The sequence below is a fragment of the Streptomyces phyllanthi genome, from assembly GCF_009377205.1.
GTDB classification, from domain to species: domain Bacteria; phylum Actinomycetota; class Actinomycetes; order Streptomycetales; family Streptomycetaceae; genus Streptomyces; species Streptomyces phyllanthi.
On record NZ_VJZE01000255.1, the window covers coordinates 1 to 13,168 of the forward strand.

Here is a 13,168-nt window from a genome sequence, read left to right on the forward strand (position 1 = left end):
GCTCAGCCCCGGGCGGTCACTGGTGCGGTGGCGTCCTCCCTCTCGGTCCGTACGGGGGTCGCGGCGCCCGGCGTCGTACCCGGCACCTTCAGGAAGCGGGTCGCCCAGACCGCGGGCAGGGCGATCACCGCCGCGATCAGGGCGACCAGCGGAACGTCGGCCACGCCGTACGCGTCGAGCGCCCAGCCGCCGACGGCCGCGCCGGCGGCGACACCGACGTTGGCCGCGGAGGCACCCAGGGTCGAGGCCAGGTCGCCGCCCTCACCGGCCAGCGAGATGACACGCAGCTGCATCGCGGGGGTGACGCCGAAGCCGACGACGCCCCAGCCGGCCAGGGCCACACCGACGAGCACCGGGTTGCCGCGGAAGACGTACAGGCCGAGCAGCGCGACGATCAGGACCAGGGTGCCGACGAACAGGGTGGCGGAGGCGTTGACGTCGGCGAGACGGCCGCCCGCGAAGGTGCCGATCGCGCTGAAGACACCGAAGACCAGCAGGAACGTGCCCACCGCGCCGCTGGAGACGCCGGTGACGTCCTCCAGGAAGGGGGCGAGGTAGGTGAAGGCGATGAACTGGGAGCCCATCAGCAGCACACTGGACGCCAGCATGGCCAGCACCCGCGGATGGAAGGCGTGCCGGGCCTGGGCGCCGAGACCGCCGGAACCGCTGCCGTGCACGGCGGGCACGAACACCAGGATCGCGGCGAGGGCGACGACACCGAGGACGGCGACACCGGCGAAGGTGGCCTGCCAGCCCAGGTTCTGCCCGAGCAGGGTCCCGAGCGGCACGCCCAGCACGGTCGACACGGAGATACCGCCGAAGACCAGGCCGACGGCCTGACCGCGGTGCTCCGGGGCCACCAGACCGGTCGCCACCGCGGAGGAGGCGCCCAGGAACAGACCGTGCAGCGCGCCACACAGGACGCGGGCCACCACCAGCAGCCCGAACATCCCGGCGAAGACGGCCACCAGGTTGCCGAGGACGAACACGCCCAGCGCGGCCCACAGCAGGACGCGCCGGGGCATGCGGATGGTCGCCGCGGTGACGACCGGGCCGCCGATGGAGACACCGAGGGCGTAGGCGGTGACCAGCAGACCGGCCGTACTGACGGACACGTCCAGGTCGTCGGCGATCAGGTTGAGGACGCCGACGATGACCAGTTCGGCGGTGCCGATGACGAAGGCACCCAGGCCCAGGGAGGCCAGCGCCATCTTGCCGCGTCGCTCGCCGGGCCCCGTGGTGGTGGCGGTACTCATGAGTGAGCCTCTCCGACTCGTCGAGGTGGGGGAAGGCGGTCAGGGGCGGTCAGGCGTACTGGAGGTTGAGCTCGGCGATACGGCCGTCGCGCACGTCGAACTCGTAGTTCGCCTCGAAACCGCCGCTGCCGCCGGGCGCGAACCGGACCAGCAGCGTGGTGCCGTCCTTCTTGGGGGTGTCCTTCAGCACGGTCAGCCTGCCGCCGATCACCTCGGCGTCCGCCCAGGCCCTGATCTCCTCGCGTCCGTTGAACTCGCGTCCGACGTCGATGAGCCGGGCGTCCGGGTGAAACGCGTCCACCAGTGCGTCCAGGTCCTTGGCGGCCACCGCGTCGACGTATGCCTGAGCTGCGGGCTCGACGCCCCCGGTGCCGTCGCCCTTCTCGTTCGCCACGTCGTCCTGCTCCTTCGTGTCTTGCTCGTCCGCCGGGGCGCCGGAGCCGGCCCGCGGCTCCCGCGCCGACTCGACGCTGAGGGTGGGCTTGTCTGCGGTCTCGTCCTGGGTGCCGGAGCATGCGGACAGCAGCGCGACGGCCAGGACGACAGGGATGGATTTGACGGATATGCGGTGTCTCACGGCACTCCTTCTCTGTTCTCGGGGCGTGCGGGACCAGGCCGCGGGGCGAGTGGGCCGCGCGGTGGGCGGTGGGCAGTGGGCAGTGGGCCTGGAGCCCGCGCGTCAGGCGTAGGCCATGGACACCCGGCGGATCCGGTCCTCCTGGACCTCGAACGTGTAGTTGGCCCGGAAGCCGGCGAGGAGCCCCTCCGGGTCGAAGCGCAGCAGCACGGTGGAGCCACCGTCGCGCGGGGTGTTCCTCAGAACGGTGAGCCGGCCGCCGATCACCTCGTCGCGCGCCCAGGCACGGATCTCCTCGTGCCCGCGGAACTCGCGTCCGGTGTCGGTGACGGTGCCCTCGTCGTCGAAGACGGCGACCAGCGCGTCGACGTCCTCGGCGTCCACCGCCTCCACATAGCCGCGGATCGCCGGGTGCAGGGAGGACATCGCCTCCTGGTCATGGGTGTCAGCCGTACCGCGCACCGCCTCCTTCGCGGCGGCACGGACGTAGTCGCTGCTGGTCGCGGCCGCGCCCAGGGCGACCACCACGACGAGCACGATCGCGGTCAGGCGGCCCCGGGACGGGCGCCACCGGATGGGTTTCAACCTCTTCTCCTTTCTGGTGCGGTGCGGATCCCGACGGACGGTGCGGGACCCGGGACGTGTGGTGCGGACCCGGGACGGGCGGTCCGAACCCGGAATGGGCGGTGCGGGCGCGGGACGTGCAGTGCGGACCCGGGACGGGCGGTCCGAACCCGGAATGGGCGGTGCGGGCGCGGGACGTGCAGTGCGGACCCGGGACGAGCGGTCCGAACCCAAGACGGGCGGTGCCTGCCGGGACCTGCGGTGCGCGCCGGGACGGTGCGGTGCGGTGCCTGCCGGGACGGTGCGGTGCGTGCCGGGGTCACCAGTCGATGCGGCTGCGGTTGCGGAAGAACCCGCCGCTGGGGCCGGAGTCCGGCAGCGTGGCCAGCCAGACCACGGTGTCCGCGCCCTTCTCCACGCTGGTGGGCGCCCAGGAGCCGCCCATGTCGGTGCGCACCCAGCCCGGGCAGGCCGCGTTGACCTTCACGGCCGGGCCCGCCGCGTCCGACACGACGAGCGTCAGCGCGTTGAGCGCGGCCTTGGAGACGCCGTACGCGGCGGGCGAGGGCACGTTGTCCGTGAGAGCGCCGAGGCCGGAGGAGACGTTCACCACCCGGCCCCAGCCGCGCCGCGTCATCGCGGGCACGAACTCCTGGCAGGTGTGGAAGGCGCCCATCAGGTTCACGTCGAGCGCCTCGCGGAAGGTGGCCTCGTCGAGGGAGAAGAACCCGTCCGTCGGATAGACGCCCGCGTTGTTGACGAGTACGTCGATCTCGACGCCCGCGCCGGCGAGCCGCCCGGCGCACGCGGTGACGCTCGCACGGCTCGTGACGTCCAGTTCCTCGACCCGGACCCGGCCGCCGGCCCGCTCCACGGCGCGGGCCGCCCGGCGGCCGCGCTCCGCGTCGCGCGCGGCGAGGACGACGTCCAGCCCGGCATGGGCGAGCTGGCGGCAGGTCTCCAGGCCGATACCCCGGTTGCCACCGGTGACGAGTGCGGTGCGGGTCGTTGACCGGCTCACGTGCGGGACTCCTCTTACTTGCCGGGTCTTACGTGCTGGGGGTCGGACCTGCTGGGGTCAGACCTTGCTGGAGGTCGGACTCGGACCTACTGCCGGTCAGACCTTGTAACGCTGCTTGACGTCCTCGGCGAAGCCGAGGTAGTCCCGCAGCGGCCAGACCTCCTCGAACTCCAGGTACTCGCGCATCGGAAGCCGGCCCAGCGCGGTGCGGTCCAGTTCCTCGGCGTCGGGCGAGTCGATGATCGCGATGACGCGCTTCTGCGCGGCCACCTTCCAGATGCCGACGCAGAAGCCGGAGTCGACGGTCTCCTGGGCGTGCGCGGCCTCCTCCTGCTCCAGCTCCCAGAGCTCGTCGAGCGAGATACGGCCCTCGTGGTTCCACTTCATCTGAACGTAGAAGAGCATGGGACGACTCCCGTCGGTGGTCGTGCTCGGTGGTCGGTGGTCGGTGGTCGTGCTCGGTGGTCGGTGGTCGGTGCTCGGTGGTAGGTGTGGGCGCGGCTCAGCGCGCCGCTCGGATCCGGGCGGTGAGCGCGTGGTCGGCGCCGAAGACCTCGGCGGCCAGGTCGAGCGGGGTCTTGCCGTCGTGCCCGACCGCGTCGAGCCGGGCACCGGCCTCGACGAGGGTGCGCGCACAGTCCTCGTAGCCGTGCCACAGGGCGTCGTGCAGCGGTGTGTAGCCGTTGGTGGCGCCCTGGAAGTCCAGGTCGATCCCGTCCTGGCGGACGAGGTCGGCGGTGATGTCGGCGTGCCCGTTGTAGACGGCCTTGTGCAGCGGCACGGCACCGAAGGTCGGCTCGACCGCGTTCGCGTCGGCGCCCGCCGCGAGCAGCAGCCGGACGATCTCGGTGTGGCCGTCGCGGGACGCCACGAGCAGCGGGGTGTGGCTGTCGTTGAAGCCGCCCACGTTGGGGTACCGCTCGTCGACCTCGGCACCGCCGTCGAGCAGCTTGCGCACCCGCTCGGTGTCTCCCTCGGCGACGGCGGCCATCAGCTCCTGCCGGGCCACCGCCTCCTCGTCGCCGCCGCGGCGGGCGTTGAGGTACCGCTCGGCCTCCAGCAGCTTCTCCTTGCCGAAGGTGTTGACGTTCAGCTCGTACTCGAAGTGCTGCTCCAGCGAGAAGCCGTAGTGCGTGTACACCTTCAGGCCGGCGCCGCGGTCCAGTAAGTACCGCGCGATGTCCGGGTACTTGTACCAGAGGGCGTCCATCAGCGCGGTGTGCCCGGTGGTGGGGGCGACCGCGTCCACGAAGGCACCGGCCTCGACGAGGGCGCGCACCACCTCCAGGCTGCCGCCCTGGCAGGCCTTGTGCAGCGCGGTGGCGCCCGCGCGGCGGTCCCCGGTGAGCACGTCGGCGCCCGCCTCGATGAGGACGCGCACGGTCGGGGCGTCGGCCTGCCCGGCGGCGATCATCAAGGCGGTGAGCCCGGAGGCCTCCTCGCGCGTGTCCGGGTCGGCGCCGGCGCCGAGCAGCCGCCCGGCCCCGGCGGCGTCCCGGCCGCGTACGGCGGAGATCAGCTCGGCGCTCATCAGGCGGCCACCTCGCCCGGCTTGTCACCGCGCAGGGCGCGGATGATCTGCGAGGGGTCGGTGTACGACTTCCAGCGGACGATCCTGCCGCCGCGGACGGTCAGCCACTGGATGAACTCGATCTCGAACTCCACGCCGGTCTCCTTGACCACGGACACCTCGTGGATCACCCCGGCGGCCTGCTCGCCGTCGACCACCAGGTCGACCAGCTTCTCGGACTTCACGTCGACGGCCCCGGTGAAGATCTGCAACGTGCCGAGCACGGCGTCCCGGCCCCGATAGGTGCCGATCCACTTCATGTCGTCGTTGTAGCCGGGAACCGGCGTGTAGTTGATCCACTCGACGTTTTCGTCCAGCGTGTCGAGAGCGGTTTCGAAATCGCCACCGGTAAGGGCGTCGAACCACCGCTGGGCGACTTTCCTGGTCTCTTCAGAGAGATTGCTCATGTCGTCTCCTCGACAGTTCCTGAGGGTGCCGCATGGTCCCGCGGAAATACTTGTGGACATACCTGGGGAATGATTCTCGGTTCGCTCGGGCGGCCACAAGAATTGGGTGCTTGACTTCCTGACCTCAGTTCTTCTCGGACTGCTTTTCGGCCGCGAGGGCCAGCAGGTGCTGGTTTCCGTCGGCCCACGTGGCGGTCATCACCACTCCGTTGATCCGCCAGCCCCCGCGCGTGCGTTCGAGATCGAAGCGGTACCGTCCGCCGAGCGTCCACAGCGGGCTGCCGTGCTCGTTCGGCATCCGGTGCGTGGCCTGGAACATCGAGGTGGCCACCGCCTTGTCCCTCTCGACGTCGACGAGCCAGTTGCTGAGCAGGTGCTGGGTCGCGGAGAAACCGCCGAGCAGCCCCGACCAGGCGTCGATCAGCTCCTTGCGGGTGAGAACGGCGGGTTCGCCGCCGTTGAGGCTCGTGTAGTCGAGCCGGATCTCGTCGCTGAACACCTCTTCGAGCGCGTCCCAGGCGCGCGTGTCGATGTACCAGGCCATGCGGGTGCAGGCGTCGATGACGTCCTGGCGGTAGGCCACGGAACTCATGAGCGGGTTACCTCCGGTGGGGTGGTGATACGGGTGTGCGTGGGCGCGTCGGTGGAACGGAGGTGCGGTGCCAGCCGGTCGATCTGCCGGGACCAGCGGTGCTCGCTGAACAGGGCGCTGACGATGAGCAGCCCCAGCAGCACCACCTCGGCGACCGAGCTGGCCAGATGGCCCACCGGGATGGCGGCGATGCCGAGCAGTGAGGCCGCGAAGTGGAACCGCTGCGGGCCGATCTTGAGGATTCCGTGGAACCAGGCGATGCCCACCAGATAGAGCGAGACCCCGCCGGCCAGGGCCGCCGCGGGTGCCACGGCCAGCGGTTCGAAGGGGTGCACGATGGTCTTCTTGACCGCCGCCGCGATCAGGATCAGGCCGAGCAGCATCGGAACGTGGGCGTAGAAGAAGGCGCTCAGCGCGAGCCGGGAGCGCTCGTGCGCGTCCTTCCGCTCCAGCGCCAGCTCGGCCCGGCGGGCCTTCTCCGACTCGTCGAAGTACACCCACCACAGGCAGGCCGGGATCACGAAGATCAGCACGGCGGTGGTCACGACGGACAGACCGGCCCGCTCGCCGTCGGTGCCGATGCCGAGCGCGAGGAACGCGTCACCCAGGGCGATGATCATCAGCAGGCCGTGCCGTTCGACGAAGTGCCCGGGCCGCAGCTCGAACCCCGACACCCCGGTGACCATCGGCGCCACGATCTCCAGAACCACGGCTCCCGCCCACAGCGCGTACACGACCGGGCCGTCGACGATTCCGGCCACGATGATCAGCCCGGCGGCCACCAGGTGGAACGGCGCGATGCGCAGCATGTTCCGGGCCGCCCGGTGCCCGCCGAACGCGAAAAGGGCGGAGTGCACGGTGACGATGAGCAGATAGCCGACACCGAAGGCGACGCCGTCCCCCTGGAACGCGTTGGGCGTGGCCAGCCCCAGGACCAGGAACGAGGCCATGCCGAGCAGCAGGAGCAGCCGGTGGCGCTTGCGGTGCGGCGGCAGGTGGTTGGTCAGCCAGGCGTAGCCGCCGTACATCCACCACAGCAGCCAGAAGATCAGCAGGACCTGGACGATGCCGCGGGGCGTCATGTCCCGGCTCAGCAGCCGGGCCAGCTGAGTGAAGTTGAAGACGAAGGCGAGGTCGAAGAAGAGCTCCAGGGTGGTGACCCGCGTTTCCCCCTGAGCGGCCGACGTGGAGTGCGCCGAGCCACCCGGACGGGTGCGGGTGTCCGGGCAGACACCTTCTGTGCGTAAGGGCGCGTCCGACATGTCGGCGAACGTAGCGGCTGCCGGGGTGAGCGGGTCAAAGTCTTCGCTGAGACTCCAAGAAGTCGGACGGTGGGTCGCCGGACACGCCCTTACGGGCGGCGACCATGTGGTAGCCGCCGCGCCCGCGCTCAGCTCCCCAGCAGCCCCTGGTAGACGTCGTGCACCCGCCGGGCCGCCAGGTCCCACCCGAACCGCTCACGGGCCCGGGCCCGGCCGGCGGCACCCATGGTCCGGGCGAGGCCCGGATCGGCGACGAGCCGGTTGACGGCGGCGGCCAGGTCGGAGGCGAAGCGCTTGGGGTCGAGCGGGGTCCCGGTGCCGTCCTGCTCCTGCTCGACGGGTACGAGGAGACCGGTCTCCCCGTCGGCGACGACCTCGGGGATGCCCCCGGTGGCGGTGGCCACCACGGCCGTACCGCAGGCCATCGCCTCCAGGTTGACGATGCCCATCGGCTCGTACAGCGAGGGGCAGACGAACACGGTGGCGTGCGTGAGCAGCTGACGCAGCGAGACGGGGTCGAGCATCCCGTCGACACGGACCACACCGTCGCGCGAGACGCTCAGCTCGTCGGTCAGCGCGGCCGTCTCGACGGCGATCTCGTACGTGTCCGGCCGGCCGCAGCACAGCACCAGCTGGGCCTCCGGATCCAGCTCGAAGGCGGCTCGCAGCAGATGCGAAAGCCCCTTCTGCCGGGTGACCCGGCCGACGAACAGCACGATCGGACGCCCCGGATCGACGCCGTACCGCTCCAGGGCGGCGGTGCCGTGGTCGGGCCGGTGCGCGGCCATGTCGATGCCGTTGTGCACGACGTGCACACGGTCGGGGTCGACATCCGGGTACACCCGCAGAACGTCCTCACGCATCGCGTGCGAGACCGCGATCACCGCGTCCGCGTGCTCCAGGGCCGTACGCTCCACCCACGAGGAGAGCGCGTAGCCGCCGCCGAGCTGCTCGGCCTTCCACGGGCGCAGGGGCTCCAGACTGTGCGTGGTGACCACGTGCGGCACGCCGTGCAGCGTCGCGGCCAGATGCCCCGCCGCGTTGGCGTACCAGGTGTGGCTGTGGACCAGATCGGCACCGGCACAGCCCGCGGCCATCTCCACGTTCGCGCCGAGCGTGCGCAGCGCCGTGTTCGCCCCCTCGGCGAGATACGGCTCGCGATAGGCAGACACGCCCTCCTCGCCCCGGGGCGCGCCGAAACAGCGCACGCGCAGGTCCACGAAATCCCGCAGCGCCTTGGCGAGTTCGGCGACATGGACTCCGGCGCCGCCGTAGACCTCCGGCGGATATTCCTTGGTGAGCAGATCGACGCGTGTCCTCATCTGACTTCCTGAAGTCGGCGGTTCTCATCCGTACGCGGGAAAGACCGCGCCCCGCACCGAACAGCGGGAAGCAGCCGGGACAGACCGGCCGCGGAATGCCTGACCGGGCTTTTCAGCACCCCGCGGCCGTACGACAGCGGAATACCGGAGCACGAATCGCTGCCGTCCTGGGCCGCACGTTAGCCAAATTCGAACGGAAATGGGTCCCTACTGAACGGGCCGGCGTCGCTCCAGCGAGACGATCACAGCCCTGTGCATCGGATCGCCGGCCTGCGCGACGGCGACGCACCCGACTCCGATCACCGGTCACCCGTTCACCCGGTCACCCGGTCACCCGGCCGGTGGGAGTCCCCCGGTCCCGTCGCTCCCACGGGAACACGGTCCACGCACGCGCCCTCGCTACGACCGGTCGCCGCCACCCGCCCTGGCACGGTGCTCCGACGCGAACCCGGCGGCGATGGCCAGTGCCGCGCCGGTCAGGGCGAGGGCCACGACAACGGGGTTGATGTACCCGGGGACGTCGTCCGAGGCGTAGCCGTCACCGTCCCCGTCCTCGCAGACGAACCGCAAGGGCATGTACTGCACGGAGTAGTCGACCACGTGGACGACGTCCGCCTCCCTTCCTGGCATACGGCAGGGCCGGATCGGCGAGGAGTTCGTCCCCCCGTCCTCGGCCTCGACGACGGAACCAACCACATGGAGCAGACCCCACACGTACACGGCTGCCGCGCCCGCACCGGCGAGCGCGCCGAGGGCCCGGAGCCCGGGCCCGGGACCCGAGCCGCGCAGCCCCTCACGGTCGAGGGTCCGCAGACCGTACCCGACGAAGGCGAAGACGGCGGCCACGCAGGCCGGCAGCAGAACGATCAGCAGCACGAGGACCGCCGGTTGAGGAACGGGCGTACGACGAACGCGGCGGACTCGGTGGCCATGACGGCACGCGATAACGGCGACATGCGCCGAGTCCAACAGCACGGGCACGACCCGGCCGTGACGGAGCCCACAGTTCCGGCAACAGCAGTGTCACAGCTGACGCCCTATCACGAGACGGGCCCGACAGCCGTGTGGCCGCGACTACTCCTCCATCCTCTCCGCGTCCTCGGGAACCCACGGAAAGGGAACGTCGGGCCAGCGGGCGGCGGCCCACGTGTCGAGGTCGACGGCGAGTACGGCGTCGACGAAGACCTGGGGCGGCCGGTAGCCGTGCGCGGTGATGTAGTGGGTGATCAGGAACGGAGCGGCGTAGGCGATCCCGGGCGGCCCGGGGACGCGCACTTCTCCGTTCCCTTCCGGCCGCCCGGTCTCCTCCACCGGACAGAGGTCGCACTCGTGCGTCCCCAGACAGACGTTCATCCACTGGACGGCCTGAACGGCCTTCAGCTTCTCGACGAAGCCCGCGGGAACCGGGCCCACCGGGTACGGCCTGCCCGCCTCCAGCCATCCGACGTTCAGGCGTGTGTACGCGGGCCGGTAACTGAGCCCGAAGAAGCCCGATTCCCTGTCGGTGAACTCGTCCTCGGCGCGGTAGCGGTACTCGGTGAGGTCCTCGTAGAACACGTGCTGAGGGTGGCACGCCAGTGGGGGTGACTCAGGTCGCCGGGTAGCCCAGCTGACCTCCCAAGGTGACGGGCACCCTACCGTCAGGCGGGGCTTTCACTGATTGCCCCGGCCGCGTAATCCGCCGCCGGGCAGCACTGTGGAGTCGTAGGCCCTCCCAGGTGATTGAGACCATCGTCCTGAATGTCGGCGAGACCATCACCCGTGACGACCGCTATTGGACATCGTGGGCCGACTGGCTGGGCATCCCGCGCCACACCCTTTCGGCGCTCGTCGGTGCCGTGGTTGCCCAGGGTCGCGACAACGCCGACGCCCTCCGCTTGATCCGGCCCGGCATCGACATCGCCGCCGAGTACGCGGCACGCGAAGCCGCCGGCCGTGGCGAGTTCCTGGACGAGAGCGACCTGTACGACGACGTGCGCCCTGCCCTGTCTCAGCTCCGTGAGCTCGGTGTCCGGGTGATCATCGCCGGGAACCAGACCTCCCGGGCGGGTGAGTTGCTGCGTGGCCTGGACCTGCCTGCGGATCTGATCGTGGTGTCGGAAGACTGGGGGGTGGCGAAGCCTGCGCCGGGCTTCTTCGCGCGGGTGCTGGAGGCGGCGCAGGCAGCACCGGACAGGACCGTGTACGTCGGCGACCACCCGGCCAACGACGTCGTCCCCGCGAAGGTGGCCGGGCTGCGTGCGGCACATGTCCGCCGCGGACCGTGGGGGCATCTCTGGGCCGATGATCCTGCGGTCGTCGCAGCAGCGGACTGGCGGATCGACGGCCTCGCACAGCTGGCGAAGATCGTCACAGGCTGACAGCCCAACGGCCCCACCAGCCAAGGCAGTGGGGCCGTTCCTGTACACGCTGGGTCTCGGCGCGGGTACGGTTCGGAGTGGACGCCCCGAACTGGAGCCACTATGCCCGCCGCCACACATAGCGGGGTAGGCAGGCGAATCGCCTACTACCGCAGTGTCGTCCGCCCGAAGATGACTCAGCAGCGGCTCACAGTCCGGGCCGCGCAGGTTGTGGGACGAGGTGCACGCGGCCCTGGCCTGGTGGCGGGTCTGCGGTGAGCCCGGCTACGAGCGGTTCGGGCTGACCGTCACGGCTGACAGCCAGTACGCGTGGCTCGACCGCCCCTCGTTGGCCTGGCAGGTCTGAGCCAGGGGCGGACACTGACGTAGTTTCCGCTCCCCGGCCGACGGCACCCGATCGAGCCCTCTCAGGCCGCCGTGTACCCCAGCTGGCGCCTTATGTACGGGGTCATCAGGGTCTTCGCCTTGGCCAGGGTGGTGGTGCGGCCGCCGAGGACCGCGGTCTCGCCGCCCGGTACGGGCAGCATGGTCACCCCGTCGGACGGGCCGAACGGCACGATGAGCGGGGTGCGGTGGATCGACCGGTAGAAGCGGGGCTCCTTGCGGTGCTTGCCCGAACTCTGCAGGTACGCGCGGATGTTCCAGGCGGCGAGGTCCGCCTGGGCGAGCGCGGCGGGAGTGATCTTGAGCTCGCTGGCGTCGTTCACGTCGCCGACCGCGAACACGTCCCGTCGCCCTTCGACCCGGAGCGTCCGGTCGACCTTCACATGCCCGGACTCGTTCAGCCAGTCGCTGTGTCCGGCCATACGCAGCCAGAACGTGTTGGGCGAGGTGCCCGTCGTCCAGAACGAGAGGTCGGCCTCGATGAGGTTGCCGCGGGCGTCACGATAGGTGCCGAAGTCGTTGCCGGGGGACATGAAGGAGTCGAGCCGTACCTCCACGCCATGGGCCTCCAGCCAGGCGCGGGCCTTGCGGCCGGCCCGCTCGCTGCCCGTGGAGTGGAGCAGCGTGGGCCCGGAGTGGGCCAGTGTGACGCGGGCTTCCGGCCGGGCCAGCCGGATCTCGGCACTGAGCTCGACGCCCGAGGGTCCGCCGCCGACGACGAGGACGTGGCCGGCGTCGGCGATGGTCTGCTGGTGCCGGGCGAACGACTTGGTCGCCTCCTCGGTGGTGGTACCGATGAAGCGGGCCGGTTCGGGGTAGTCGGCGCCGGTGGCGATCACCACCACGTCGTACGGGAGCCGCTCCCCCGTGGCCAGTACCACCTGCCGCTCGGTGGTGTCGATCCGTACCGCCTTGCCCGTTACCACACGGCCGTTGCGCAGCAGCCGGTCGTACGGGATGAAGGGGGTCACCGTCCACTTCCGGTGAACGCCGGCCCGCAGGGAGGCGATACGGTGGAAGAAGACCTCCTTGCGGTCCAGCAACGTGACCCGCGCGGTCGCGTCCAGCCGTTTCGCCAGGCGGATACCCGCGTAACCGCCGCCGATCACCACTACGTCGCCGTCATGCACGCCGAGTCTCCTGTGCCTTGTGGGGGGAAGCGAGGGCCGCGGCGGGTGGGTCGTCCGCGGCCACTCGACTGTCGGCGAGCGTAACGCTTGAAATCTCAAGTTTTATCGAAGCTTTGTGTGAGTTTTGTGAAACGAGGTTTCTCGCGCCGCCGGAAGGCTTGTCGGGCGAGTCCGGAGGACCACCTCGACCGACGACAGCGCGAAACGGACCGCGCCGGTGAGGACGGCGTCGTCGCCCAGGGCGGAGAGGCGCCAGCGCGGGGAGTCCACGAGGAGGCCGTCGGCGTGGTGCTGAGCCGCCGTCAGCAGGGTTTCGGCTGCGGGGAGCAGGGCCGCGTCCGGGAAGAGTCCGGTGCCGAGGACGACCAGGGCCGGGTCGAGGGCGAGGAGCACGGGGGCGAGGCCTTCGGCCAGGCGTCGGCCGTACGACTGCACGGCGGCCACCGCGTCAGAGGGGGCCATGCCAGGGACAGGGCCGCCTGAGGTTGGGTCAGGCTCCTTACCGCCCACGGTCATTGCCGCCTCGCGGATCGTCGTGGCGGGCAGTGGGGGCAGGCCCGGGCCGTCGGATCCGGTGGTGCCGGGGAAGTGGATGAAACCGATCTCGCCGGCCGCGCCGTGGTGGCCGCGCAGCAGGCGGCCCCCGGTGATGACCCCGGCGCCGAGGCGTTCGCCGAGCAGGACGAAGACCATCTCGCCGGTGGCGGGGTCATCACCGGGGGC

The 13,168-nt window shown here is 70.8% G+C and carries 15 protein-coding genes and 1 pseudogene; 2 read left to right on the forward strand and 14 right to left on the reverse strand.

The genetic code is table 11. The features are described 5' to 3' along the window. Nucleotides 1-2: 2 nt before the first annotated feature. The 12 genes from FNH04_RS28770 to FNH04_RS28825 all read right to left on the reverse strand — a co-directional run bounded on the left by FNH04_RS28770 (nucleotide 3) and on the right by FNH04_RS28825 (nucleotide 10,128). Nucleotides 3-1,256, reverse strand: a complete 1,254-nt coding sequence (locus tag FNH04_RS28770) for an MFS transporter (RefSeq protein ID WP_152788703.1) — start codon at nucleotides 1,254-1,256, stop codon at nucleotides 3-5. A 49-nt stretch (nucleotides 1,257-1,305) separates the two neighbouring features. After that, nucleotides 1,306-1,833, reverse strand: coding sequence for a nuclear transport factor 2 family protein (locus FNH04_RS28775; RefSeq protein ID WP_152788704.1), 528 nt, complete (start codon nucleotides 1,831-1,833; stop codon nucleotides 1,306-1,308). 102 nt (nucleotides 1,834-1,935) lie between these two features. Beyond that, the gene (locus FNH04_RS28780; RefSeq protein WP_152788705.1) at nucleotides 1,936-2,418 is read right to left on the reverse strand and encodes a nuclear transport factor 2 family protein; all 483 of its coding nucleotides are present in this window, start codon (nucleotides 2,416-2,418) and stop codon (nucleotides 1,936-1,938) included. 298 nt (nucleotides 2,419-2,716) lie between these two features. After that, the gene (locus tag FNH04_RS28785; RefSeq protein ID WP_322724123.1) at nucleotides 2,717-3,418 is read right to left on the reverse strand and encodes an SDR family NAD(P)-dependent oxidoreductase; all 702 of its coding nucleotides are present in this window, start codon (nucleotides 3,416-3,418) and stop codon (nucleotides 2,717-2,719) included. 96 nt (nucleotides 3,419-3,514) lie between these two features. After that, nucleotides 3,515-3,823 carry a muconolactone Delta-isomerase gene (locus FNH04_RS28790; protein ID WP_152788706.1) on the reverse strand — a complete coding sequence of 103 codons (309 nt, stop codon included), beginning with the start codon at nucleotides 3,821-3,823 and terminating at the stop codon, nucleotides 3,515-3,517. 97 nt (nucleotides 3,824-3,920) lie between these two features. Further along, nucleotides 3,921-4,949, reverse strand: coding sequence for an ankyrin repeat domain-containing protein (locus FNH04_RS28795; protein ID WP_152788707.1), 1,029 nt, complete (start codon nucleotides 4,947-4,949; stop codon nucleotides 3,921-3,923). Continuing rightward, the gene (locus tag FNH04_RS28800) at nucleotides 4,949-5,395 is read right to left on the reverse strand and encodes a nuclear transport factor 2 family protein (protein WP_194236848.1); all 447 of its coding nucleotides are present in this window, start codon (nucleotides 5,393-5,395) and stop codon (nucleotides 4,949-4,951) included. Before FNH04_RS28800 ends, FNH04_RS28795 begins: the two co-directional genes overlap by 1 nt. A gap of 124 nt (nucleotides 5,396-5,519) precedes the next feature. After that, a complete protein-coding gene (locus tag FNH04_RS28805; RefSeq protein ID WP_152788709.1) occupies nucleotides 5,520-5,987 on the reverse strand; it encodes a nuclear transport factor 2 family protein in 468 nt (155 codons plus the stop codon). After that, on the reverse strand, nucleotides 5,984-7,249 hold the full coding sequence (locus FNH04_RS28810; RefSeq protein ID WP_152788710.1) for a low temperature requirement protein A: 1,266 nt from the start codon (nucleotides 7,247-7,249) through the stop codon (nucleotides 5,984-5,986). Before FNH04_RS28810 ends, FNH04_RS28805 begins: the two co-directional genes overlap by 4 nt. Nucleotides 7,250-7,377: 128 nt before the next feature. Next, nucleotides 7,378-8,571, reverse strand: coding sequence for a glycogen synthase (glgA, locus tag FNH04_RS28815; RefSeq protein ID WP_152788711.1), 1,194 nt, complete (start codon nucleotides 8,569-8,571; stop codon nucleotides 7,378-7,380). A 399-nt stretch (nucleotides 8,572-8,970) separates the two neighbouring features. Beyond that, nucleotides 8,971-9,447: a hypothetical protein gene (locus FNH04_RS28820; protein ID WP_322724125.1), complete on the reverse strand. Its 477-nt coding sequence runs from the start codon at nucleotides 9,445-9,447 to the stop codon at nucleotides 8,971-8,973. A 198-nt stretch (nucleotides 9,448-9,645) separates the two neighbouring features. Beyond that, nucleotides 9,646-10,128, reverse strand: a complete 483-nt coding sequence (locus tag FNH04_RS28825; protein WP_228031667.1) for a DUF7919 family protein — start codon at nucleotides 10,126-10,128, stop codon at nucleotides 9,646-9,648. A 161-nt stretch (nucleotides 10,129-10,289) separates the two neighbouring features. On the opposite strand from FNH04_RS28825, the gene FNH04_RS28830 reads away from it, so the two are divergent. Next, the gene (locus FNH04_RS28830; RefSeq protein WP_322724127.1) at nucleotides 10,290-10,931 is read left to right on the forward strand and encodes an HAD family hydrolase; all 642 of its coding nucleotides are present in this window, start codon (nucleotides 10,290-10,292) and stop codon (nucleotides 10,929-10,931) included. A 190-nt stretch (nucleotides 10,932-11,121) separates the two neighbouring features. After that, a pseudogene (locus FNH04_RS28835) lies at nucleotides 11,122-11,277 on the forward strand (protein-L-isoaspartate(D-aspartate) O-methyltransferase); the annotation flags it as partial. A gap of 61 nt (nucleotides 11,278-11,338) precedes the next feature. Here FNH04_RS28835 and FNH04_RS28840 read toward each other — a convergent pair. After that, nucleotides 11,339-12,445, reverse strand: coding sequence for an NAD(P)/FAD-dependent oxidoreductase (locus FNH04_RS28840; RefSeq protein ID WP_322724131.1), 1,107 nt, complete (start codon nucleotides 12,443-12,445; stop codon nucleotides 11,339-11,341). A gap of 102 nt (nucleotides 12,446-12,547) precedes the next feature. Continuing rightward, nucleotides 12,548-13,168 (reverse strand): ROK family protein (locus tag FNH04_RS28845; RefSeq protein WP_152788714.1); only part of this gene is annotated, 621 nt, incomplete at its 5' end.